Source organism: Bdellovibrio sp. HCB2-146, assembly GCF_047345725.1.
Lineage (GTDB): Bacteria > Bdellovibrionota > Bdellovibrionia > Bdellovibrionales > Bdellovibrionaceae > Bdellovibrio.
In genome coordinates, this window is the sequence record NZ_JBLEQP010000001.1 from 1,199,527 (window position 1) to 1,223,186 (window position 23,660).

The following is a 23,660-nucleotide window of genomic DNA, read 5'->3' on the forward strand; positions in this document are numbered from 1 at the left end:
ATTATTTCTTTCCTTTTTGCTGTGCTTTTTCCATGCGACGACGTTCTTCACGGTTTTGAGGACGATCGTCTCTCGGGCCGCTTTGGAAAGTCATCTTGCGTGTCTCGGGCTGTTTCGCTTCTGGAAGAGACTGACCGATATCTGCTTCACTTGGTGAAGAGTAATCGAGCTCATCAAGGTCTGTTCCTTCTGGACGAAGGCTTTCAAGAACCTCTTGTTCAGATTGCTGAGCAACCAATTGAACGCGCATGATTTTTTCAATTGCATCGTTTTTGATCGTATTATTCAAAGTTTCAAAAGCTTTGAAGGCTTCTTTTTTATACTCAATGAGAGGATCTTTCTGAGCGTAACCGCGAAGACCGATACCTTCTTTGAGTTTATCAATCACGTACAAGTGATTCTTCCAGTGGTGATCGATACTTTGAAGCAAGATCATTTTTTGAACTTGTTCAAAGAAAGGACCCATTTGTGTTTTTTGGCGATCGTAAACTTCCTTCACGCCTTTTTTCACAGCTTCCGTCACTGTTTCAGAATTCACTGACATTGTGCTGAAATCGATTTTGAAACCGAAAGTTTGCGCCAAAGAATTGTTCAAACCATCAAGGCTCCACTCTTCTTTCTTCGCATTTTCTGGGATGTAAGTATCAAGCAAGCCTGAAACCACATCTCCCAACCAATCCAAAGTTGTGCGATCCACATCTTGACCTTCAAGAGTCGTACGGCGCATGCCATAGATCGCATTTCTTTGTGCATTCATGACGGAATCGTATTCCATCAAGTTTTTACGAATATCAAAGTTGTGACCTTCAACTTTACGTTGCGCACCTTCGATCGCATTCGTCACCATCTTGGCTGTGATGGGTTCGTCTTCAGGGATGTTCAACATCTCCATGATTTTTTGGATACGCTCACCGTTAAAGATACGCATCAATTTGTCTTCCAAAGACAAATAGAAGCGAGACTCACCCGGGTCACCTTGACGGCCGGCGCGACCACGAAGCTGATTGTCGATACGACGAGATTCGTGACGTTCAGTACCGACGATATAAAGACCGCCCAGTGTGCGCACTTCGGCGCGTTCCGCTTCAACGCGTGATTTAATACGCGCTAAGGCTTCTTGGAACTCTGGAGAATCATCGTTACCAACTTCGCCTTTTGCCAACATCTCAGCGTTACCGCCAAGCATGATATCCGTACCACGACCTGCCATGTTCGTTGCGATTGTAATCGCACCTTTACGGCCTGCTTGGGCAACGATTTCCGCTTCACGCTCATGGTGTTTTGCATTCAAAACTTCATGGCGAATGCCTTCTTTACGAAGGTAAGCACTCAATGCTTCTGATTTTTCAATCGACTCTGTACCGATCAAGATCGGTTGGCCTTTTGCAGAACGCTCTTTCACGTCCGCCGTGATTGCTTTGTATTTTGCTTTTTCAGATTTATAAACAACGTCTTCTTGGTCTTTACGTTGAATAGGTCTGTTCGTTGGAATCACATTCACGTCAAGATTGTAGATTTTTTTGAACTCGACTGCTTCTGTATCTGCCGTACCTGTCATGCCCGAAAGCTTGCTGTACATACGGAAATAGTTTTGGAAAGTGATTGTCGCCAAAGTTTGGTTCTCAGATTTTACTTCAACGCCTTCTTTAGCTTCGATCGCTTGGTGAAGACCATCACTCCAACGACGACCTTGCATCAAACGTCCTGTGAATTCATCCACGATCACGATTTCGCCATCTTTGATCATATATTCAACGTCAAGACGGTAAAGGTAGTGAGCCTTCAACCCTTGGTAAACGTGGTGCAGGATTTCGATATTTTGTGGATCGTAAAGATTTGAAAGGCCCAAAAGTTCTTCTACTTTCGCATTCCCTTCATCAGTCAAAGAAACAGTTTTCGTTTTTTCTTCCATCGTGAAGTGCTGATCGCGCTTCAACGCCGGAATGATGCTGTTTACGACTTGGTATTTCTCTGTCGATGCTTCTGCAGGACCCGAAATGATCAGCGGTGTACGAGCTTCGTCGACTAGGATGGAGTCACACTCATCCACGATCGCAAAGTTGTGACCGCGTTGAACGTAATCCTCAAGAGCGAATTTCATGTTGTCACGAAGGTAATCAAAACCAAGTTCGTTGTTCGTGCAGTAAGTAATGTCACAAGCATACATCTGCTTACGTTGAGCATCGTTCAAACCGTGAACGATAATACCCGTTGTAAGACCCAACCAACCGTACAAACGACCCATCCACTCAGCATCACGACGAACCAAGTAGTCATTCACTGTCACAAGGTGCGCACCTTTTCCAGTAAGGGCATTCAAGTAAACTGGCAACGTCGCCACAAGAGTTTTACCTTCACCCGTTCTCATCTCGGCGATAGATCCGCGATTCAAAACGATACCACCGATCAATTGAACGTCGTAGTGGCGCATACCCAAAACACGCTTCGAAGCTTCACGACAAACCGCAAATGCTTCTGGAAGAATATCATCTACCGTTTCGCCTTTTTGTAAACGAGCCTGGAATTCAGGAGTTTTGGCTTTTAGTTGCTCATCTGTGAGAGCCACCATGGAAGATTCCAACGCGTTGATTTTATCAACGATCGGTTGGATTTTTTTCATTTCGCGATCGTGCTTCGTACCGAATATTTTTGTCAAAACTTGAGTCATCATAGACCTATGAGCTTAGACCCTAAAGGAACACCCGGCAAGGTAAGGGGGCAATTTCTGGATGCGTCATTGACGCGGCTTTCACTCGACCAAAGGCTCGAGTGGCAAGCTTTGTTTTTCGTTTTATTTTGCAGTGAATTGCAACTGACGAACACCTTCATACGCAGCAATTGCAACACTCGTTGCAAGATTCAGACTGCGTGCACCTTCGCCCACCATCGGGATGGTGACCGTTTGCTGAGGGAATTTCGCTAAAAATTCAGGGTCAAGGCCCTTGGTTTCTTTACCAAAAACAAACCAATCACCCGGCTGGTAAGACGGTTCAAAGTAAGTGCGTTTCGTTTTTGTCGTGAATAACCACATGCGAGAAGGGTCTTCCACTAATTTCAACCAATCAGCGAAAGTTTCGTGACGGAACCAAGTCAGATGGGGCCAGTAATCCAGCCCCGCGCGCTTCAAATTCGTGTCGTTGATTTCAAATCCCATCTTCCCCACGATGTGCAGTTCACAGTTCGTGGCGACACAGGAGCGCCCGATATTGCCGGTGTTTTGCGGAATTTCAGGCTCAATCAAAACAATACGAAAATTTTTAGCTACATTATCCAAGATGACGATACACCTCTTGACCCAGTTTCGAGAGAGCCAAACGGCGCCCTTTATCCACGATCAATTCTAAATTCATTAACTCTCTGTAAAGAGCAAGATCGATGGGAACGATTTCACGTCCTGTCGATTTGCCGAGCTTCTGAATATAGGTAATTTGGCGTTCTGTCAGTTTCGAAGTCATGACAGGTTGTTCTTCAATTGATTTTTTCCAGTCGCCGCCAGGAATGACGTTGGCATTAACAGGCAACTTCAACGGATTCACGAAGTAACACCAAGCCTTGATAGACTCCGAAGCGCCTTCAGGGAACACGTCCACTTCAACTCTAGAGTAAAGGCTCTTATCCGGATCCATAGGATTGCAGCCATGGAATTCATCCAAAAGGGCGATCAACAGATCTGATCCTCTAAGCTCAATAAGTTGTCCCGGAACGAGGTCAGAGCCTCCACGAACAAGAACTGGAAAGCCTACTTTTAAGCGATAAGCCGTCGCTTTAATTCGTGCAAATACTGAAGATTCCACGAACTTTTCGATCTTTTGAAAGTGAATCATCCCCTCACACAAAGATCCGCACACGAAAAAACGTGTTGTAGTCATTGTACCCCCCCGAGCTGACAACAATAGTGGTTTTTCGAAAACGAGGGCCCGTGTGTACCAAAAACCACAAGCCTCCGCAACCGACTTGATAAAAACTATTCATTTTTTCTTGGTCATCTAAGCGCAGCTCAGGGATCACATTCACTTAACGGTTGGCGTTAAGAGCGATTAAATTATTTAAATCAAACGACAAGCTTTTTGACGGACTCGGGGCTTCTGCTGCTATCCTCTATCTCAAGCAGATGTAGGAATCTTTTCAGTACAAAGTAGCGATGAAAAAAATCGAAGCGATCATCAAACCCTTCAAGCTCGACGATGTTGTCGACGCCCTTGCCGAAGTAGGCGTTGAAGGAATCACTGTCTCTGAAGTTCGCGGGTTCGGCCGTCAAAAAGGACGTACTGAAGTCTACAAAGGTGCTGAGTACGTCGTTGATTTTCTCCCGAAAATAAAAATTGAAGTAGTCTTGCCAGACGCTCTCGTAGAGAGTGCTGTCGAAGCTATTCGCAAAACGGCTCACACAGGAAAAATCGGAGATGGAAAAATCTTCGTTATTCCCGTGGAGTCGGCTCTTCGTATTCGCACCGGCGAACGCGATGATGAAGCATTGTAGAAGATTTTAACGCCACGGAGGCCCCATGACAGCAAAAGAAGCACTGAAGTTTGCGCACGAAAAAGGTGCGAAAATGGTCGATCTCAAGTTCTGCGATCTCGTTGGAACTTGGCAACATCTTACGATTCCACTTCACCAACTCACCGAAGAAAGCTTCGAGGAAGGATTTGGTTTTGATGGAAGTTCCATTCGCGGATGGAGAGGCATCGAAGAATCTGACATGATTATCAAGCCAGATCCTGCAACCGTCATGATGGATCCGTTCATGCAAATGCCGACACTTTCTGTGATCTGCGATGTTTGCTTGCCGGAAACACTTCAAGCTTACAACCGCGACCCTCGTCAAATCGTGAAAAAAGCGATCGCTTACATGCAAAGCACCGGCATCGCTGACACTGCTTATTTCGGGCCTGAAGCAGAGTTCTTTATTTTCGATGACGTTCGTTACGAACAAAACAGCAATTCTGCATTCTACGCCATCGACAGCGAAGAATCGTCATGGAATTCAGGACGTGACGAAGGTGGTTCAAACCTCGGTTATAAAATTCGTCCTAAAGAAGGTTACTTCCCGGCACTTCCAACAGATACACAACAAGACATCCGTAGCGAAATCTGTATGGAACTTGAGCGCATTGGCATTCAAGTTGAACGTCATCACCACGAAGTGGCTTCTGCTCAAGGTGAAATCAACTTCCGTTTCGACACCGCATTGAACATGGGCGACAAGATGATGTGGTTCAAATACATCACGAAAAACGTGGCTCGCCGTCATGGAAAAACTGCGACGTTCATGCCAAAACCAGTATTTGGCGACAACGGTTCAGGCATGCACATCCATATGTCACTTTGGAAAGACGGAAAAAATCTTTTCGCGGGTAACAAGTACGCGGGCCTTTCTGAAATGGCGTTGTACTATATCGGTGGCGTTTTGAAACATGCTCCTGCTTTGTGCGGAATCATCAATCCGACAACAAACTCATATAAGCGTTTGGTTCCGGGCTTTGAAGCGCCAACAAAATTGGCTTACAGCTTTAAAAACCGTTCCGCGGCAATGCGTATTCCGAATGTTGGACCGAACCCGAAAGCAAAACGTATCGAATTCCGAACGCCAGATCCTTCTGCAAATATTTATTTGGCAGAAGCAGCCGTGTTGATGGCTGGATTGGATGGCATCATTAATAAGATCAGCCCGGGTGATCCACTGGATAAAGACATCTACGGATTGCCTCCTGAAGAAGCCGCAAAAATTCCATCTGTACCGGGTACTTTGGAAGAATCATTGAACAACTTGCTTGCGAACTGCAGCTTCTTGAAAAAGGGCGATGTATTCAGCCAAGATTTGCTCGAGACTTGGGTCCAGTTCAAAATCGATAAAGAAGTTCGCCCAGTGCAGCAAAGACCAGTTCCCTATGAGTTCCATTTGTATTACGATTGTTAAGACTTAATAGAACGTGGAGTAGAAATGGGATCTGACGACGTAAGAAATTTTATGGGCTATCTTTGGATTCAACAAGCCGATGGTGTTGTAACTATTGGTATCAACGAAGATGGCTTGGAAGATTTTGAATCAATTAGTTCGGTAGAGCTTCCACCTGAACATGAAAAAGTAGATGCAGAAGCTGTTATCGGAACAATTGAAACCGACGACGGACCATTGGATATCTACTCTCCAGTTTCTGGAACTGTCATCGAAGTGAACAGTCAAGTGATCGACGATCCTTCTATTATTATGGAAGATCCATATGAAGAAGGATGGCTTGTTCGCATCGAGGCCGATGAGGACCTTGATGAGGATGAAGACGAAGATGACGATGATGATGACGACGACGATGAGGACGAAGACGACGATTACGATGAGGATGAAGATTAATCTTCTTTCGACAAAGCCCCGGTTTGCCGGGGCTTTTTGCTTTTATGTTTGAAAATAAATCTGCAGAAAATATTTTTCTCTACACTGTTTGCACTCTAATCTGGGGCTCTACTTGGTTAGTCATCACTTATCAAGTGGATGCGGCGTCGCCGGTGACTTCGGTGTTTTGGCGCTTTGTCCTGTCGTTTCTGATGCTGATGGCATTTTGCCTATTCAAGCGCATCAAGCTTGATTACTCACGCAAGCAGCATCTGCTATTTGCTGCCCAAGGCGTGTTTATGTTTTCCATCAACTACATGCTGACCTATTTGGCTGAAACGATGATCAGCTCCGGGCTTATGGCACTCTCTTTCACGGTTCTGCTTTATTATAATATATTCGGCATGCGGATCTTTTTCAAAAAACCGATCACTTGGCGGGTGGTTGTGGGTTCACTCATGGGTGGTGCCGGATTAGGATTTATCTTTATGCCCGAAATTGTGAACTTTGACCCCAGCTCTAAAACTTTGTTGGGATTGGGAATTGGATTTCTTGCAACTTTTTTTGCATCGATGGGTAATATGGTCGCGCAAAAAAGTTATCAAGATAAAGTTCCCGTTGTGGTCACCAATACGTGGGGCATGCTTTACGGAAGTATCTTTACGATGATTGTCGGACTTATTTTGCAGCACTCATTCGCAATTCCGATGACGACAAAATTTATCTTATCGCTGACCTATTTAAGCCTTTTTGGAACTGTTATTGCTTTTGGTGCGTATCTTTCGCTGGCTGGAAGAATTGGTGCAGAAAAAGCGGCCTACACCGGCGTTATTTCACCGATCATCGCACTGACGCTTTCAAGTTTATTTGAGGATTTCACTTGGACACCGACGATTATAATCGGTGTCCTGCTTTGTATTTTAGGAAATATCTTTACTCTCGCACCGAAAATGCGCGTGCCTACCAAAGCTTAGATTCAAAAGACAGATACGCAAATACTCCTGTCTCGTGTTCTTCCGCTGAAGGTCCGATTCCTAAAAGTGCACCGATACCTGGCACCACTTCAGTTTCGCCAATATCAAAAGCCGTACGAATTCCCGGAACAACATAGTAAGACGACTCAGATGCCTTTGTATCTTGGGCGACAGTTGTTTCGTTATTGTTAAATACGAATTCGCAAAGCAGATTCGTTCTTGGTGTTACATTGTAAACCACGCTAGTTCCGAAATTGAAACCAAAGACATTTGCTGTATCACCGTTGGCATTTTTTGAATCTGGAGTGTACGTAAAACCTGCGTTCCAGTGATTTGTCCACTTATCGCCAAGAGTGATTGAGACTGCTTGATTAAATTGCACACCTGCTGACCCCGAACCCAATTCTTTTTTGTAGTCTCCTGTCGGCAAAATCAAAGAAAGACGAGGGGCCATTGCCACATGTTCGTTATTCACAAGCTGGTAGCGGTAGTTCAGCAGAATATCACCTACTCCGGATTCATCTCCGGCAGCTGTTGCCAATTTCTCAAACGGGATCACATACGAAAACTGATGCGTTTCGCTTCCCATAGGAATTTCATTTGTAAAAGTCGAATTCGTTTCTTGAGATGGGTCTAGATATTGATGCGTAAAAATGAACTGAACCACGCCTGGCTCTTGATTGTAGGCTTCCTCAATCAAGAAGGAATTGTCCTTCACGATTTCCTCTGCCGCTTGCGCACGAGCACCCATGAGTACGAACAAAATACCTAGAGACAATACGGACAAACATTTCTTCATAATCCCTCTTTTTGACAGATCCTTGACTGCGGTTTGTATGAATTCACTTATCTTGATTCTAGAAGACCTTAAACTCCGCCGTCACTCTGAAATACCTCCCCGACAAGAAGAATTAAATACCTATACCTGGTCGAAACAGGCTAATTGATTGACCTCGCCAGACGCATTTTTTATCTTATTAAATGTGAAGGCAGCTTTAATCCTCTTCTTATTCAGCTTACTGGCTTCTGCGTCTTGGGCTCAACCAATCAAGGTTCTCGTGGGTGGCTACGAGTTCCCGCCTTATGTAATTATCCGTGACAAAACTCCCACTGGCTTATCAGTGGAAATGATCGATCTCTTAAACAAAAGCCAAAACAAATATCATTTCGAATTTGTACTCACGTCCTCAACGCGTCGGTTTCAAGATATTCTGGATGGACGCTTTCATCTGATTCTTTTTGAAAGTAAAAGCTGGGGATGGAATCCAACACGAACCGAAACGACGAAGGCTTTCCATACCGGTGGCGAAGTTTTTATTACCCTGAAAGATGGAACTAAAGATCAAACTTACTTTGATGAGCTTAAAGGCAAAAGCATTAAAGGAATTCATGGTTATCACTATGGATTTTTGGGTCTGTCGACAGCACCAAAGGCCGCGCGCGAGTACAATTTAGAACTCACTTCCACTCAAGATGGAAACATTCAGTCCGTCCTGATGAAAAGAGCTGACGTTGCAATTGTGCCGAAGGAATATTTGCCAATTTATTTTAAATCGAATCCAGATGCAGAAAAGAAGCTCTTAGTTTCAAAAAAGTATGACCAGCTTTATCAACTCGGTGCGATCGTGAATCCGCAAAAAAGCCCCATCACAGCTGCTGACCTGACTAAACTCATTGAGCAGATTCAAAAAGATGGATTGTGGGATAAAGTTTTAAAACGCGATGGAATCACCAGCGAAAATCAAGAAGCTCGTCCGAATAGAAGTTCGAAGCTCATGTAGATGTTCCAGTTAAATCCGTGGCGATCCCATTTCGGCCATGACATTTCAGGCTTTAATTCAAAGAAGAATCGGCGTCCCCAAAAAGCTTTACGATAAGTCGATCCCAAAGTGTAATTATTGATATACCAATCATCGCCTTCAAACTTTGTCGTAAAACGTGCATCGTAAGAAATCGCGCTGGAGTCGTCGATCTTTTGAATGACCGACGGACCATGAATTGTTCCAAAAAGATGATTGGTCATCGCCCAGTTAGCCTCATTTAAGAAACGGAATAGAAAATCGCGATTGATCGCATAATCGGAAGACAATGAAGTTTTCTGTTCCCACTCTGTTTCTGAATCCCAACCCAATTGCAAGAGCAAATGGTGCACAACGGCCATGGTTAAATAATTTCGACGGGCACGCACTTGCGTAAAATAAGAAGCGGGCCAACGCGTACGCACCCCACTCTCATGCCGGAATTCCCAAGGATTTTGTTTTTTAAATTCTTCCGAAACTTGCTCTTGTGATTCGCCTTCGTCCACCGAATCACTGGTAATAGCTGCCTTGGCTCTTTTTTCCAGGTCATGAAGATTTGGTAACTGCAGATTCAGACTGAGTTGTAAATCCTGGGTGCTAAATCCGCTTTCACTTAATAAAGCATTTTGTGTGATTCGCAATGTGCTTCCGTCGTATTCGTCGACGGCCCGCTGATCCCCAAAAATGGAGTCAACTGAGTTTGCTAAACGCACAACTCTTCGTGATATACCCAAATACGATCGTTCAAAGTAACTCTTGGTAGGATCGTCGGCTTCTTCTTTTCGTTCTTCGACTTGCAAAAGAAAATCAGGATCCCAGAGGTCATGCTCCTTAGCGATGTCATCTTGAACTTTATCGTGTGGAAGATCCACGGTTTTTAAAACTGTTTCCGGAGTCGGTGATGGAGTGGGAGTGGGAGTGGGAGCTGGAGTTGACGTCGGCGTCGGCTCCGGGATTGGCTCTGGCTCCACATAAGGTTTCGACACTTCAACTTCCGGCGCAGGAATTATATCCGCATCATCCAGTGTAGACGGAGTCTCCGCTGTGTTTTGTGCCCAAGAATTTATGGCAATTGCTAAAATAAGGAGTATGTGACCGAGCTTCTTCACTAATCATTTAATGCTATAAAGCATCGTTATTATTAGCAAGAATTTGGTTTTAACCGGAATACCTCCCTCCCCAGTCTTACGTATAGAGGACACGAAGTTCTCTATTTCGAGGAGGGACCATGAAGGTCGTTTTAAGCCTTTTAGTAACGGTAGTTTCTATTCAAGCTCAAGCTATTGATTTTAACGAAGAGATCAATCAAGCAGCGAAGGACGAGTACCAAATCAATCAAAAAGTGATTGCAGATTCGAACTCATCCGAAGTCGTGAACAGTTTTGAACAGACCTTCCGAAATCCAGAGACCTCGACTACGGCTATGTCAGTTCCAAATCTTCAACTCCTCAAACTGCGTGCGAAGAAAGTTAAGATCGCGACCCGATAGCAGGTCGCCATTTCCAAAAAGCGACCATAAGAATCGTGATGCCACAGCCGAGTGCTGTGGCTTGCAATCGCAACAACGGCGTTTGCAAATCCCCATGAGTTAAACTAGGCAAATCTAAAATCAACAGAATACAGACAGACGCAATCGCGGATCCAAGCCAATAACTTCTCGCCAAACTCCAGGGAGTGAAGATACTAAAAAACGCAATCGCAGCGACAATCGGAATTGGACTGTGTAAAGAAAGAATCAAGATATCGGCGACGATGACTCCCAGAAGTGTGCCGAAAAATCTTTGCACACTCCGGTAAACACTTTGCGTGGCATCTGGACGCATAATCAGCAAAATCGTTCCGATCGCCCAATAGCCATGATCTAACTTCAATATTTCTACCAAACACCAGCACGCCAAAACAGCAACTGCATAAGATATGGCGTAGAAGTGTCGCGAACGTTCGGCCGTAATAACATAACGCAAACTCACCCGCACTCGGGAATAGGGATTCGGGTTATGCCCTCGTAGAACCACAATAATAGCAGCGCAAATCACCAGACTGACGTAACCAACCAAAGAATAAAGAACGACCATGGAATAAGCCGGACCAATCACCGGCGAATAAAAGCCTGCCAAAAATTGAAAGACAGCAAAGATCACGGCACGCTCGAGCTCCGCGCCGTTTCCGCCCATCAATCCTGCCCAATATGAAATGATAAAAAGAACCAAGGCCGCGAGCAAAACATGGCCTTGCAGAAAAACTCCCAGCGATAATCCTGCCAGCAAAATAAAATATGTCAGAGTGATAATCCAAAGACGGTGGCCGAATTGGCCGAAATGATCGTTTAAAACAAGAGTAAAACCTACCAGCGCACCAAAAGATGCGATCACCAGATGCCCGGTTAAGACTCCCACCAAAAGAGGAAGAGTTGTCGCAAGTGAACACAGAATCATTTTTGGCCAGTACGCAGGTGCGGTATTAATCTTAAGCACTTCTTTGACGTGAGCGAATAATTCCATGTTCTATTCTTGCTGCTAATTAGTGGCGACGAGTCGCGGTTCGTTTTGCATGATGGGGAACTTCTTTTCTGTTCATTTTGTAGACCAGGTAAGCTCCACCAAAGCTAAGTATCAAAGCTAAAAGGACCACTGTTAGACTGACCATGGTATACCTCCCTTCGCTGACTTAAATTATCGCATAGAATTTCACTTCGAGAAATACGTCATGCCTGACGTATTTTGATTATGAATCCGAGTTGCTTTCAAACTTTTGCTCTCTTTGTGTATTTCAAGACACAGTGGACATTGCTACTAATAATATGGGCTTCTAATATTTATGTAGATAAGTATGTCAAAAGAGCTGAAGCTGTTGAAAGACATATATGGGTACTGAATTTTTTGAACTCTGCCACGAGACTCTTTCGAGTCTTTTAAAAGAAAAAGAATTGACGCAGGCGGAACTTGCGCATCGCTTGAGTATTTCCAAAAAGACCATTCAACGTTGGGTGAATCGCACCACTCGCCGTGTGAGCCACGATACGCTTACACAGCTTGCCACCGCGTTGGGAACAACAGCAGAAAAGCTGATTCGTTCAGCAGAAAAGATTCAAGTTCGTCCCTATAACACCGGGCTTAAAGAACTCACTTCGGAAGAATATCTTCTCAAAGTTCGCCTGACGGCTGACTGGGCTTCTTACCGAAGAATTCTCGCGTCTTATATCGCCGACGACTTGCCATCACAGCAGCAAGCGGTGCTTTTTAAAAACTTGGGCATCGCGAGTCTTTATTTAGGTAAGCTCCGTGCGGGCAAAACATATCTCGAAAAATCCATCAGTATAGCCAAAACACTCGGTGATCGAGATACCAAATCACTGTCGTATTCTTGGTTGGCAGTTCGCGAAGAGCTCAACGGAAATTTGCACGAAGCCAGCATGCTCGTGCAAAAAGCAGAGTCGCTATTAAGTGCGAAATCGTGCGCTATCACGATTTCGACTTTCCATTTTTTAAAAGGTCGCCTTTTCTTTCATTCAGAAAAATACGACCAAGCTATCGTGAGTATGAAACAAGCCATCATTGAAAGTTATAAAAGCGAAACACCTGGTGTTTTGTTGATGACGGCGGTTTTTTACCTACATCTTACCTGGGTTTATTTGCGTCAGCGCGATCTTCAAAACGCCACTATTGCTTTAAATCGTGTGCAACGTCTGGCAGAAAAAATTGGTTGGGTCCGTGGACAAGCCATCATTCATTTAAGTTATGCGACGATTTCCTTGTTAAAGAACGAATACTGCCCACTTGCAAAAGGCCGAGTCAAAAAAGGTCGCAGCCTCAATAAACTTGCACCTCGCCGTCCGCTGGATTCGCGCCTCGAGCAGTTGGAGTTTATACATCACATCGCTAATGGCGACTTCGAGAAAGCCAAAGATGTGGCTCTTATGCGATTAAGCTGGGCTCAACCCTGCCAGCTTTATACTTCTTATGCGATTTTGGATTGCTTGTTCTTATCGAAACTCAGTCCGCAAATTCTAGTGGTTCGCGCCAGTCTCGTGGAAAAAGCCCAACGCGTGTTCCGCGAAAATCAATTGCAGGAATCGACGGAGGCCATCGAGTTCCTTTTGTCTGCGCCGTCGATCACTATTGAAGACTTCTTGAATCGATATCTTTTCTAATTATTATTCTAAAATCTGAATTTCATCGCCCAAGCGAATGCTGCCTTCATTTTCTGGAATCCACAGAGTTCCAAAGAAGACATCTTTCCCCTCGCGGCGATATCCTGCTAAAGTTTTCAAAGGTTCCGGTCCGGTTACGGTTCCTGTGCTTTGATCGATCGTCGTGATCATACAGCGCGAGCAACGCTTCGGCTGCGAAAAGATGACTTCACCCACGCGAATTTTTTTCCAGCCTTCTTCCTCATAGGCGATTTTTCCAGAGTACAATAAATTGGAGCGAAAACGATCGGCCGTAACCGGCGATGGCAGACGCGAGTTGAGTTCATCCAAACTTTTTTGATTTATAATTTGCAGTGGACGAGCATCGGCAAATCGCACCTCAGGTTTCCACTGCATATCGTGGCTGCGCACGCGACGAAGAGAATAAGGCGCATAACGAACCAAACGACAATTCACACCCAAGTACTGAGACAGAGCTTGCGAATAAAGATCCGGCTCCAACGCTGCCTCGAAAGTGTCATTCCAAACCTGAACTTTCACTTTGCGTTGAAAGGAATTATTTTTTGAAATCTTGAAGAACATCTTTTGCCAACCCATCGTCAATGCCTGCTCATCACAGTGAACTTCGACAGTGGCAAGTTTTGGTAAAGTCCGTTGCGAAATAAATTTACCCGTCTCATCAACCAGCATCCATTGGCGATCGCCCTCAGGCCCCTGATGTGTGACTTGCATTTGTTTTAAACTTTGTCCTTTAGCGGACTTCACTGGATAAATTCGGATGTCTTCAATTTTCATAAAGGCATCATCCTTCTGCTTCCTGTACTTGGCAAGAGTATATCCAATTTCCCTATGTAATCCTTCAAGGGTGGGTCATTTGTTTTGTGCGTGCGTTCTTGCGACTTGTATAAATGGCTATCCCTATCAAGGAGGAAAAATGGGAAAATTGCTTTTATCAATGAGTTTGGTATTGGCCTCTGCTTCAGCATGGGCCACGGAAATCACACCAGAAAATCTAGTGGGTCGATACAAGGCTGAAACTCGAGTCGGGTTTCAAACTTACTATGTTCATCTACGCGTTCTGGATGCAAAAGATTTTGAAATTCAAAGAGCGTATTCGGATGGACGTAAAGATGAGATGTGCAACGGCTCTTACAATCTGGCAAACAGCCTTTACCGCACTGAAAATGGCGTGATGGCCGCCAAAACCTTCCGCGGTACATTCACTTGCCCAAGCGATCGTTCTCGCAAATTAAACTTTAATATCAACTTTGGAAATAAAACTGTCGAAGATCTTGAAAAAGGCACCAGTGTGACTGTAACAACTTCAGCAGCACCTGGCATGCGCCTTTCAACTTACGTAAAGAAACAATAAAAAAAAGGACTCTCCCTTCCTGGGAGAGTCCTTCTTCTTTCTGAATTCAATCCTTAAAATTAAAGATCAACAGAATATGGAACTGGTTCCTCTACTGGATCATGGATCGCAGAGATTCTCATTTTGTCGATACCAACTTGAACGCCAAAGCCTTTCAAAAGTTGTAAAGACACGTTCAGCGCCAATTGTGGCAAACCAACTTTTACAGCTGTGAATGCACCTACACCGCCGATGATCGCAGCCTCACCTTGCGCGACAAGGTATTTACCCAAAATCACGCTTGGATCTGCATTGAGCAAGCTGATCTCCAATGCTTTACCAGCCAATTTGAAGTAACCAATACCCGCCGTTGGACCAATCCAATGGTGACCGATCTCTACTTTTACTTTTTGAGTGTATGTTCTCTTAAGGCCCACACACTTCAAAGTTCCGTATGCGACGGTTTTGAAACTTCCAATGATAATTTTAAAACCTTTTGAAGTTCCCGTGAACTTCACGCCGCAAGTCCAAGCTCCAATACTCTCGGCGTTCATATCGCCTTCAAGTGTCTGAACATCAGTGTTGGCGTGAGCAAACGCTCCCATCAAACTCATTGCTAGAATCAGTGCTAACTTTTTCAATTCGTCCCCCTTTATTTGGATCGTGTTAAAGTCTTTCTTTATTCAGAAGGAAGTCCGATCCAGGAGCAAGGCCCCGGATGAAAGACATAAATTTCAAAGAAAATTTGCATTCACGCATTGTTCCGTCGCAAAAAACCGGAAAGAACTATGAATATGAACAGTTCTTCGCCAACAAAATGCTAAAATTATGCAATGCATTTCAAAAAGGTACGGCGTACCTCTGGGAAATATGGTTGAGTGATTTTCGTGCGTAAAGTCTCATTAGATGTCCGACAATTTGCTGTTCCCTGCCCTCGAAAAGGAAGTATCGAGCTGCATTCAGGCTATGGCGCTCCCCCGATGAGCGGCCAAGAAATTCACACGGCTATTCAACGACGTCGCAAAAAAGAATTCGACAACTATACCGCCGAAAAATACCTCAGCCACTCCTTTGAAGCTGGAAACTATGTTTTCGAAATTTCAGGGCGAGCGGATGGATTCTATGAACGTCCTACTCACATCGAGGAGATTAAAACTGCTTTTGATGTAGATGAGCTTTGGCGCAAACTTCGTTTTGACGATCAACATCCCTACATTTGGCAGCTTAAAACTTACGGCTATATTCACTTCAAACAAACCGGTGAAGTTCCGCGTTTAACCTTGCATTTGGTTTCGTCACGCAATTTCAAATCGCAAGATTTTGATGTGCAGCTTTTTATCGAAGACTATGAAACTTGGTTGGCACTGCGCCTGAATGAGCTGGTTGAAGAGACCAAAATCAAAGAAAAACTTTTTGAGAACCGCCGCAAAATCGCAGCTGAAATGGATTTTCCATTTCCGACTCCGCGCCAGGGACAAAAGGAGCTTATCAGCAGCATTGAAGAACAAGTGCAGCTGGAAAATCCACTCTTGGTTCAGGCTCCTACCGGTTTGGGTAAAACCGTCGGCGTTTTATTTCCAACTTTAAAAGACTCTTTATCACGTGGGCAAAAGACAGTTTACGTCACGCCAAAAAACTCTCAACACCAAGTCGCCGAAGAAGCCGTTGAGAAACTGCAAGAGCAAGGATCTAAAATTCGGTCTTTGACCTTAACCGCAAAAAGCAAAATGTGCCTGAAGGCTGAAACTCTTTGTAATCCTGGCTACTGCGAATATGCCAAGGATTATTATACCAAGGTCGCTGAACACGATTTGGTGAACAAGCTGGCCAAGAAACGCAGTCTCACGAACGAAAAGATCATTGAGATGGGTCAGCAATTTGAAGTTTGCCCATTTGAGTTATCTGTTGAAGCTATTGAGCGCGCTGATGTGGTGATTGGTGACTATAACTATGCCTTTGCACCTCGCAGTCTTTTGGGCCGCCTCTCAGAGCCTCTTCTTGAAAGATCGGAAAAACCAAACCTAGTCATCGACGAGGCCCACAACCTTCCGTCACGAGCGCAAGATTATTTCTCTCCGTCATTGAGCATCCAAGAGCTGGATATCTTGGAAAAAGATTTTACGCAGCTGCCAGCGACGGTAGGTTTTGAGGCGTCCAGCTTGATTCGTTCGGCAAAAAACCTCATCCGCAGTTATGGTCGTGATGGCGCTTCCAAAAAAATCGACATCGATATTGATCCTTTCTTAGAACTTGAAAAATCCATTCGGCAGATGACGACGGAATATTTAGAAAGTGATGCTGAGGTTATCCCACGCGATCCGATGTTGCGCTTTATGAATATGTGGAGTGATTTTATTTCAGCGCTTACTTTTGTTGGACCTGAATTTTTTCAGACCTACCAACGAAATCGTTTTACTGAAATGATCAAGATCACCTGCTGTGATGCTTCCGAACAACTTAAAATTGCCTATAAAGAGTTTAAAAATGTCGTCGCCTTTTCTGCGACATTAAAACCTTTTTCTTACTATCAAGAGCTTTTGGGATTCCCTGAAGATAAAACTCAGACTCTCGAGTTCACGTCTCCATTTAAGGCTGAACATCGCCAACTGATGATTATTCCGCAGATCTCAACAAAATTAAGCGATCGCCAAGCCAGTGCTGGAAAAGTGGCCGAGGTCATTTCACGCATCACACAGATTCGCAAAGGCAACTATATTGCACTTTTCCCAAGCTTTGATTTTCTAAATCAAGTCGAGGGGCTATTAAAGCTGCCACATTTACGCATTTTACGCCAAGAGCGCGAAATGAAACAAACCGATGTGCAAGCCTATCTGGAAGAAATGAAACTCAACACAGAGCCTTTGTTGTTATTGGCTGTACAAGGCGGCGTTTTCTCTGAGGGCGTGGATTTCCCTGGGGATATGTTAATTGGGGCTTTCGTTGTCGGCCCGGCACTACCAAGTTTTGATTTTGAGCGAGAACAAATTCGTACCTATTTTGATGAGCGCTACGGAAAAGAAAATGGATTTAATTATACTTACGTTTATCCAGCAATGGCTAAAGCCGTTCAATCCGCAGGCCGAGTGATCCGGTCTGAAACCGACAAGGGCGTTATAGTTTTGATGGATCCTCGCTTCCTTAATAAGGAATACGCAAGCGCTATGCCGCAAGGTTGGTTCAAGGAAAGTCCGCGAGAGCTCGTCTCGAATAAAATTCTTGCCGACGTCGATACTTTCTGGAAGAAGCTTGAAACTCCATGACCTTAAGAGATTTACCGGTTTTCTTTTTAGATCTGCAAACCACAGGTGCAAAACCTGAAACAGCGAATATTTTAGAGATCGCCTGGGGTCTGTCTGAGCAAAATCAAATTCGCAGTTCTTTGGTGAAACAACCCGAAGACCAAGCTGTTCCCCGTCGTATTTTATCTCTCACGGGAATTCGCGAGGAAGAACTGACTGACAGCAAACCCATTTCTGATCTTTTTCAATCTCTGACTGAAGAAGTTGCGAACAGACCGGCGGTGATTCACTTTGCTCAATTTGAAAAGCCGTTTTTGACAGCAACCTTTGAGGCTTTGCAAATCACGGCTTTTCCCATTATCTGCACGCACGAAATCGCCAAAAGACTTTTTCCGAATCTTCCAACCCGAGGAATTAAGGGACTTGCAGGATACTTTGGACATTTTTCCGGCGAACTCAAAAGAGCCGCAAGCCAAGTAGAAGCCACGCAAGTTATCTGGAAACATCTTATTGAAGCTTTAGAGAAAGAAAACATTCTCACTTTGGCAGAACTGCAAGACTGGTTACAAAAAGAAGTTCCAAAAAAGAGAACCAAATACGAATACCCAATGCCGAAAGATAAACGCCTTTCCTTACCGGATGAGCCGGGCGTTTATCGTATGATTTCCCAATGGGGAGAAGTCCTTTACGTCGGCAAAGCCACATCACTGCATGACCGTGTGAACAGCTACTTCCGCGGGCAAAAAAATCGCGATCCTCGCAAGCTCGAAATGCTGACACAAGCATATGACTTGCGAGTCACGACAACCCGGTCTCCTCTTGAGTCTGCACTTCTTGAAACTGATGAAATTAAAAAACACAACCCGCGCTATAATATCGTTCTAAAAACCGGCACTCGCAGTTTGACGTTTTTCTCACGCGACTTTCTATCGATGAATGAAATTCAAGATGAACTGCATCCCATTGGCCCCTTCTCAAGCACGCTGATTTTTGATTCGATCCTAAAATTAAATTTCTTCCTGCGTGAGGGCGTGCCGTTTGACTCTGAAATGTTCTACGACACATATGAATCTTCTCTATTAGAAGAGGGTTTTGATATTTTCTGCGCACGTCATGGTTTACCCCGCACACAGTTTCATTCCATGCGCTCGATTCTGGCCCTGGGAATGATCTTTGTTAAAAATTCCCACGACGAAGAAGAGGACGATCTTTTACAAGAAGCCGAAGCAGAGGAGTCTGCCGAAGATATTTCTGAGGAAGAAGTCATCGTCACAGCAGACGACATCGCTGATAAGTTCGAACGCCATTTTAAACGCGGAGCTCATGCTTATCTGCGCGCCCGCAAACTAACAAAGTTCTTAAACTCTAATATTGAATATTCTGTGGCAGAAGAAGGTCCACGTTACTTGCTTTCTTTCCGCAATGGCTCTCTAGCGTCGCCAGAGGCGCCCTCTACGGCGTCGATCCTGCCATGGGAGGGTTTAGGTGTGGACACTTACGATCGCATGTCTGTGCTCTTATCCGAGCTTACCAAGATTCAAAACCGCGACGGTTCTTACGAACTCAATTCTTTATAGCTGACAAGTTTTAGTTACCAAATTTTGGACAAAAAAAAGCAGGAGTCTTTCGACTCCTGCCCTCAAAGTGCTTATCTAAAATCACTAGAGACTAGTAACGAGATCCGCCGCCGCCACGGCCGCCACCGAAACCGCCACCACGTGGAGCGCCACCACGGCCGCCACCGAAGCCACCACGGTTTTCACGAGGAGCCATTGGTTTCGCTTCGCTAACGTTCAATGCACGTCCACCAAGCTCAACGCCGTTCATTTTTTGGATTGCAGTTGCAGCTTCGTCGTCTGTAGAGAATTCTACGAAACCGAAACCTTTGCTGCGACCAGATTCGCGATCGATAACGATGCGAGCTGATTCAACATTTCCGAACTCAGAAAAAGCGTCAGCAAGCGACTGATCGTCAAGAGAGTAAGACAAGTTACCTACATACAATTTTTTACCCATGGGAGCCTCCTTAAGAAATTGGCATCTGGGAGCCGCTAAAGAGGACCTGAGCACCATGCCCGAAAACTCTACAGTGACTTTGAACATTGTTCGTATCTGAATTCGAAAAAATTTGGAAGAAATAAAAACTGGTTTTAGACCAAATTGGCATTAAAAAGCCGAAATCTGACCTCTAATCAAATATATTCGATTAGAGCACTGGGGAAAAAGGGGCACTAGGCCCCTTTTTTCAATGTTTCATGGGCGCGGACCATCCTGAAAATCCTTAGATTTAGGGGGTGAGGTTTTTGAAACCGTTTGTGGTGGCTGTTCTCGAGTGATGTTAGTCGTCGTCGAAGTCGTTTTTCCAGCTCGTTTATCGAAGTAGTTTTTCACTAAACCAGCAAGAATCATCACGACGGCACCGCCGATACCTGAGCCTGCGATGTTTCCTAAAAGGCCTGTCGCCGTGTCCGTGACACCCATCATGTTCACAACTGCGGGCCCACCCAAAGCACCACCGACAACACCGGCAATCGTATTTCCGAGAGGTCCCAAATTTAATTTTTTAAGCAGAGACCCGGCGATATTACCACCCACGCCTCCAGCAATTAAGCTTGTGAGTATTGATGCGAAATCCATCTTTAACCTCCGTTTATGTTTTGGTTTTATGTTTTCACTTCTCGATCTAGGGCTCAATTGGACTTGGAAAAACACACAGACGGATATGCATCGAGACACGCGACCTTCTCGTCGGAGGTCTAAAGCTTTCGACCTTGGTGCCGCCGCGAATTGTTCTTTCGCTTACTTTTCAGTCATACGTTCGCTGTTCTTCAGAGTGAAAATTTGGTGTCCGTCCTTTTTTCAAAACCAATAAAATCTGCGCTGAATGAAACTTCGAATCACTCTGAAACACTTTTCCACTGTGGCTTTCATCGGCATCGATTTTTGCATTTGAACAATTTGTCACGCACTCAATCACGTAACTTGAAAAGGAGAGCATATGGCTATCATTATTCCCCACGTAATCGAGCAAACATCCACGGGCGAAAGAACCTACGACGTGTACTCACGTCTCCTCAAAGATCGAATTATTATTTTAGGATCAGCCGTCACTGATGAAGTTGCAAATTCCATTATCGCGCAGATCTTATTTTTGGAAGTCCAAGATCCAGACAAAGACATTCACTTGTATATCAATTCTCCTGGCGGCTCAGTCACTGCCGGAATGGCGATTTACGATATGATGCAATTTGTGAAGTGCGATATTGCAACTTATTGCATCGGTGTGGCGGCAAGCATGGGATCTTTGCTGTTAACAGCAGGCACTCCCGGAAAAAGATTTGCCATGCCCAACAGTCGGATTCTGATTCACCAACCTCATTTAGGCGATGGCGGCATCGGTGGCCAAGTCACTGATATCGAAATCCATGCTCGTGAACTTGTGCGCACCAAGAAAAAACTAACTGGCATCTATGCTTCGCACACAGGAAAAAAACTCGAGCATCTGATGAAACTCATGGAACGCGATCACAACATGAGTGCTGAAGAAGCGAAAGACTTAGGCCTCATTGACCAAGTTGTGGCCTTTCGCAAACACAAGAAACTCCTGGATGTCGGATAGCCTGTAAAGCTTCCGAACACCTGATGGATATCCAGATCTATATGAAGACTAAAAATAAAAAGGGCGCTACCTCGGGCGCCCTTTTTATTAGAACAATTTGTAAAATTCTTTTTTTATCTTAATTGCTTGAAATAGAACTCATCGGATCTGACGATACCGTCGAGCGCATCACCGCCTTGGCCTCTCTCAATCAGACGAGTCCAAGTGCGTAATCCTTCTGGTTCTGGTGTTCTGTTAAAGAAAACTTGATAGATATTAGTGACGACTCTTCTGGCGCCGTCATAGCGAACAATTCTTTGAAACTCTTCGCTGGATCCAATCATGCGGGCTGTGTTGTAAAGTCCGATTTCACCATTTTCACGAATGACTCTTGAGAAAGCTTCAAGGCCTTCATAGTCTGCACGCCTGAATAAGGCCGCTTCATAAATCAAATCAACGAGACGTTGAGATTCCCGATAATCACGGAAATCACCGCGACGGCCATAACGATCATCGTCCCTGTCACGACCACGACCTGGTTCGTGACCACGTCCTGGCTCGCGTCCTCTGCCAGGTAAGCGACCGAATCGGCCGTCTCTACCTTCTCCACGATCTTCTTCATAGCCGCCCCTTCCGCGTTCGTCATGATCAAATCCGCCGCGACCAATGCTGCCTGAAACTTGCGCTTCTGCCGTCAACGTCGCCAACGCCACCAAAGCAGTGACAGTTGCCAGAGCTAAAGAACGAAGTGAGTTGGATGCAAGAGATGGTTTGTTCATGAAGACACTCCTTTGAGACTTGAAGCGAATCATTTCGCCGTCATTAGGAGCTAAAGCAAATGCGATGCCAAGAAATTTAGGGACATTTTGACTCTAAAGAGTAAGGCCCTCTGGTCGAGGGCCTTTGCGACACTTACTCTGTAAACATCTTCATCCATTGCGATCCGTATGTGGAGTCGGCCAAGATTTGCAAGTATCTTGCTGCCACTGCTTGCGGGAAGTCCGTATTGGAGTTGTACTTCGCTTGGTATTCAACGATGAGTTGATATCTTTGTTCGATATCCATCATTTTTACTTCACGCTGTAGAGCTTGTTCAGCCACCACAAAAGCATAGGCGCTCATGTTACGATGAGTCGTTTTCAAGAAGTCCTCATCCTTAGCTTTAGTGAACATGATATAGTACTTCGTACCTTCCGTATCAGCTTCGCGGAAAGTCGGATTTGTCGCTGTGACTTCTTTACGATACTGCTCAGGAGCGAAGTCGCGAATCTTCGTCATAATATTGAGAAGGATCGGACGAGCACGAGCGCTCTCTGACATTTCTAAGTATTTCTTATTTAGGTCCATAGACATCTTGATCAACGCATCACTTGGGAAACGTCGGCAAGGGAGCTCATTTTGAACTGCAAATAGAAGAACGCTGAAAGTTGAATTCAGTAAATCTTTATATGCTGGTTCAGATACACCACCGGCACGCACGGAGTTGTATTGATCCATAAAGAAGTTAATCAGAGTCAAAAGATATGGAGTCGAAGAATAAGAACCTGTTGTTTTAAGTGTTGCAACAAAGTCTTTCACTTGCTCTTTCAACTGATTGCCTGCGAATTTTTCCTGAACAGAACCTGGAGCACTTGCTTCCGCGCGTGCCACCCACAATTGCACAGGCTCAAGCTTATCCTTTAACAACGCATCAATATTGCGCTTACAAGAATACTCTGGAGGTCTTGTTCCTTGGGAAAGTTTCGGAGCTTCTTTCGTTGAAAACGCTTTGATTTCAAGAGAAGCCTCGCCACCGAATGCTTCCGCTAAAATTTCAATGGCTGCAATTCCAGCTTGCACATTGAAAATCTCTGAACTCAATGGCTGCATGGAATCGTCCAGAGTGACACCAGCCAATTGACGAACTGGGATTCTTTCATTCTTATCGGTCACCAACGCGGTCGAATAAATTTTCAGACGACCCATTTTTGATTTAGCCTCGAGACGAACCAGTGGAATCGCCTTTACTAAATCAAGTCGATAGATTTCTCCCCCTCCTTGCCGAGACACTTGATCGATGCGACCAACGCCCTCGTACTGAGGATCTTTAGGTGGAGGGTTCGGTTGTGATGGTGGCGCGGGCGGTTTTGGAAGTTGCCCTGGGGCTGCATGAACAACCGGCGCAGCTAGCGCAAGACACAGAAACACTCTGCAAAGCTTGGTAAACATTTTTTCACCTCT

Annotated in this window: 25 protein-coding genes; 12 read left to right on the plus strand and 13 right to left on the minus strand. The window is 44.8% G+C overall.

The features are described from left to right. Window position 1: 1 nt before the first annotated feature. From secA to ACLWOR_RS05890, 3 genes are all read right to left on the minus strand, one after another. The gene (gene secA / locus ACLWOR_RS05880; protein ID WP_413939752.1) at window positions 2-2,671 is read right to left on the minus strand and encodes a preprotein translocase subunit SecA; all 2,670 of its coding nucleotides are present in this window, start codon (window positions 2,669-2,671) and stop codon (window positions 2-4) included. Between the two features lie 120 nt (window positions 2,672-2,791). Then, window positions 2,792-3,274 (minus strand): tRNA (cytidine(34)-2'-O)-methyltransferase, encoded by a 483-nt coding sequence (locus tag ACLWOR_RS05885; RefSeq protein WP_413939753.1) that lies wholly within the window; start codon window positions 3,272-3,274, stop codon window positions 2,792-2,794. After that, window positions 3,267-3,869 (minus strand): gamma-glutamylcyclotransferase, encoded by a 603-nt coding sequence (locus tag ACLWOR_RS05890; RefSeq protein WP_413939754.1) that lies wholly within the window; start codon window positions 3,867-3,869, stop codon window positions 3,267-3,269. Before ACLWOR_RS05890 ends, ACLWOR_RS05885 begins: the two co-directional genes overlap by 8 nt. A 272-nt stretch (window positions 3,870-4,141) precedes the next feature. On the opposite strand from ACLWOR_RS05890, the gene ACLWOR_RS05895 reads away from it, so the two are divergent. From ACLWOR_RS05895 to ACLWOR_RS05910, 4 genes are read left to right on the plus strand one after another with little or no spacing between them, the layout of a single operon-like run. Continuing rightward, a complete protein-coding gene (locus tag ACLWOR_RS05895) occupies window positions 4,142-4,480 on the plus strand; it encodes a P-II family nitrogen regulator (RefSeq protein WP_413939755.1) in 339 nt (112 codons plus the stop codon). Window positions 4,481-4,505: 25 nt separating this feature from the next. Next, on the plus strand, window positions 4,506-5,918 hold the full coding sequence (glnA, locus tag ACLWOR_RS05900; RefSeq protein ID WP_413939756.1) for a type I glutamate--ammonia ligase: 1,413 nt from the start codon (window positions 4,506-4,508) through the stop codon (window positions 5,916-5,918). A 24-nt stretch (window positions 5,919-5,942) separates the two neighbouring features. Continuing rightward, window positions 5,943-6,350, plus strand: coding sequence for a glycine cleavage system protein H (locus tag ACLWOR_RS05905; RefSeq protein ID WP_413939757.1), 408 nt, complete (start codon window positions 5,943-5,945; stop codon window positions 6,348-6,350). 44 nt (window positions 6,351-6,394) lie between these two features. Further along, the gene (locus tag ACLWOR_RS05910; protein WP_413939758.1) at window positions 6,395-7,303 is read left to right on the plus strand and encodes a DMT family transporter; all 909 of its coding nucleotides are present in this window, start codon (window positions 6,395-6,397) and stop codon (window positions 7,301-7,303) included. Here ACLWOR_RS05910 and ACLWOR_RS05915 read toward each other — a convergent pair. After that, on the minus strand, window positions 7,290-8,102 hold the full coding sequence (locus ACLWOR_RS05915; RefSeq protein ID WP_413939759.1) for a transporter: 813 nt from the start codon (window positions 8,100-8,102) through the stop codon (window positions 7,290-7,292). The genes ACLWOR_RS05910 and ACLWOR_RS05915 overlap by 14 nt on opposite strands. A gap of 184 nt (window positions 8,103-8,286) precedes the next feature. Between ACLWOR_RS05915 and ACLWOR_RS05920 the strand changes: the two genes are divergently transcribed. After that, the gene (locus ACLWOR_RS05920; protein WP_413939760.1) at window positions 8,287-9,084 is read left to right on the plus strand and encodes a substrate-binding periplasmic protein; all 798 of its coding nucleotides are present in this window, start codon (window positions 8,287-8,289) and stop codon (window positions 9,082-9,084) included. Here the strand turns inward: ACLWOR_RS05920 and ACLWOR_RS05925 are convergent. Further along, complete coding sequence (locus ACLWOR_RS05925) at window positions 9,045-10,211, minus strand: hypothetical protein (protein ID WP_413939761.1); 1,167 nt, start codon at window positions 10,209-10,211, stop codon at window positions 9,045-9,047. The two genes, ACLWOR_RS05920 and ACLWOR_RS05925, sit on opposite strands and share 40 nt — an antisense overlap. A gap of 119 nt (window positions 10,212-10,330) precedes the next feature. Here ACLWOR_RS05925 and ACLWOR_RS05930 point away from each other — a divergent pair, with 119 nt between their 5' ends. Further along, entirely contained in the window at window positions 10,331-10,591 is a 261-nt protein-coding gene (locus ACLWOR_RS05930; RefSeq protein ID WP_413939762.1) for a hypothetical protein, read from the plus strand. Here the strand turns inward: ACLWOR_RS05930 and ACLWOR_RS05935 are convergent. Both ACLWOR_RS05935 and ACLWOR_RS05940 read right to left on the minus strand, forming a co-directional pair. Next, window positions 10,572-11,603: an FUSC family protein gene (locus ACLWOR_RS05935; protein WP_413939763.1), complete on the minus strand. Its 1,032-nt coding sequence runs from the start codon at window positions 11,601-11,603 to the stop codon at window positions 10,572-10,574. The two genes, ACLWOR_RS05930 and ACLWOR_RS05935, sit on opposite strands and share 20 nt — an antisense overlap. A 19-nt stretch (window positions 11,604-11,622) precedes the next feature. Continuing rightward, window positions 11,623-11,748, minus strand: coding sequence for a hypothetical protein (locus tag ACLWOR_RS05940; RefSeq protein WP_413939764.1), 126 nt, complete (start codon window positions 11,746-11,748; stop codon window positions 11,623-11,625). Window positions 11,749-11,965: 217 nt separating this feature from the next. Between ACLWOR_RS05940 and ACLWOR_RS05945 the strand changes: the two genes are divergently transcribed. Continuing rightward, a complete protein-coding gene (locus ACLWOR_RS05945; protein ID WP_413939765.1) occupies window positions 11,966-13,252 on the plus strand; it encodes a helix-turn-helix domain-containing protein in 1,287 nt (428 codons plus the stop codon). A 3-nt stretch (window positions 13,253-13,255) separates the two neighbouring features. On the opposite strand, the gene ACLWOR_RS05950 is transcribed toward ACLWOR_RS05945, so the two are convergent. Continuing rightward, window positions 13,256-14,047 (minus strand): MOSC domain-containing protein, encoded by a 792-nt coding sequence (locus tag ACLWOR_RS05950; RefSeq protein WP_413939766.1) that lies wholly within the window; start codon window positions 14,045-14,047, stop codon window positions 13,256-13,258. Between the two features lie 139 nt (window positions 14,048-14,186). Between ACLWOR_RS05950 and ACLWOR_RS05955 the strand changes: the two genes are divergently transcribed. Continuing rightward, window positions 14,187-14,624, plus strand: a complete 438-nt coding sequence (locus tag ACLWOR_RS05955; protein ID WP_413939767.1) for a hypothetical protein — start codon at window positions 14,187-14,189, stop codon at window positions 14,622-14,624. A gap of 59 nt (window positions 14,625-14,683) precedes the next feature. Here the strand turns inward: ACLWOR_RS05955 and ACLWOR_RS05960 are convergent, their stop codons facing one another. Further along, on the minus strand, window positions 14,684-15,244 hold the full coding sequence (locus tag ACLWOR_RS05960; protein ID WP_413939768.1) for a hypothetical protein: 561 nt from the start codon (window positions 15,242-15,244) through the stop codon (window positions 14,684-14,686). 77 nt (window positions 15,245-15,321) lie between these two features. Here ACLWOR_RS05960 and ACLWOR_RS05965 point away from each other — a divergent pair, with 77 nt between their 5' ends. Genes ACLWOR_RS05965 through ACLWOR_RS05975 form a run of 3 tightly spaced genes read left to right on the plus strand, consistent with a single transcriptional unit; the run spans window position 15,322 to window position 19,419 of the window. Further along, window positions 15,322-15,498, plus strand: a complete 177-nt coding sequence (locus ACLWOR_RS05965; RefSeq protein ID WP_413939769.1) for a hypothetical protein — start codon at window positions 15,322-15,324, stop codon at window positions 15,496-15,498. After that, complete coding sequence (locus ACLWOR_RS05970) at window positions 15,491-17,863, plus strand: ATP-dependent DNA helicase (protein ID WP_413939770.1); 2,373 nt, start codon at window positions 15,491-15,493, stop codon at window positions 17,861-17,863. Before ACLWOR_RS05965 ends, ACLWOR_RS05970 begins: the two co-directional genes overlap by 8 nt. Continuing rightward, the gene (locus ACLWOR_RS05975) at window positions 17,860-19,419 is read left to right on the plus strand and encodes a GIY-YIG nuclease family protein (protein WP_413939771.1); all 1,560 of its coding nucleotides are present in this window, start codon (window positions 17,860-17,862) and stop codon (window positions 19,417-19,419) included. The genes ACLWOR_RS05970 and ACLWOR_RS05975 overlap by 4 nt, the downstream gene beginning before the upstream one ends. 91 nt (window positions 19,420-19,510) lie before the next feature. Here the strand turns inward: ACLWOR_RS05975 and ACLWOR_RS05980 are convergent, their stop codons facing one another. Further along, entirely contained in the window at window positions 19,511-19,858 is a 348-nt protein-coding gene (locus tag ACLWOR_RS05980) for an RNA recognition motif domain-containing protein (RefSeq protein ID WP_413939772.1), read from the minus strand. A 237-nt stretch (window positions 19,859-20,095) separates the two neighbouring features. Continuing rightward, on the minus strand, window positions 20,096-20,479 hold the full coding sequence (locus ACLWOR_RS05985; RefSeq protein WP_413939773.1) for a hypothetical protein: 384 nt from the start codon (window positions 20,477-20,479) through the stop codon (window positions 20,096-20,098). 361 nt (window positions 20,480-20,840) lie between these two features. Between ACLWOR_RS05985 and ACLWOR_RS05990 the strand changes: the two genes are divergently transcribed. Beyond that, on the plus strand, window positions 20,841-21,461 hold the full coding sequence (locus tag ACLWOR_RS05990) for an ATP-dependent Clp protease proteolytic subunit (RefSeq protein ID WP_413939774.1): 621 nt from the start codon (window positions 20,841-20,843) through the stop codon (window positions 21,459-21,461). 113 nt (window positions 21,462-21,574) lie between these two features. Here the strand turns inward: ACLWOR_RS05990 and ACLWOR_RS05995 are convergent, their stop codons facing one another. Together ACLWOR_RS05995 and ACLWOR_RS06000 are read right to left on the minus strand one after the other, a co-directional pair. Continuing rightward, window positions 21,575-22,219: a DUF4214 domain-containing protein gene (locus tag ACLWOR_RS05995; protein WP_413939775.1), complete on the minus strand. Its 645-nt coding sequence runs from the start codon at window positions 22,217-22,219 to the stop codon at window positions 21,575-21,577. Window positions 22,220-22,352: 133 nt separating this feature from the next. After that, a complete protein-coding gene (locus ACLWOR_RS06000) occupies window positions 22,353-23,648 on the minus strand; it encodes a beta-sandwich domain-containing protein (protein WP_413939776.1) in 1,296 nt (431 codons plus the stop codon). Between the last annotated feature and the right edge of the window lie 12 nt (window positions 23,649-23,660).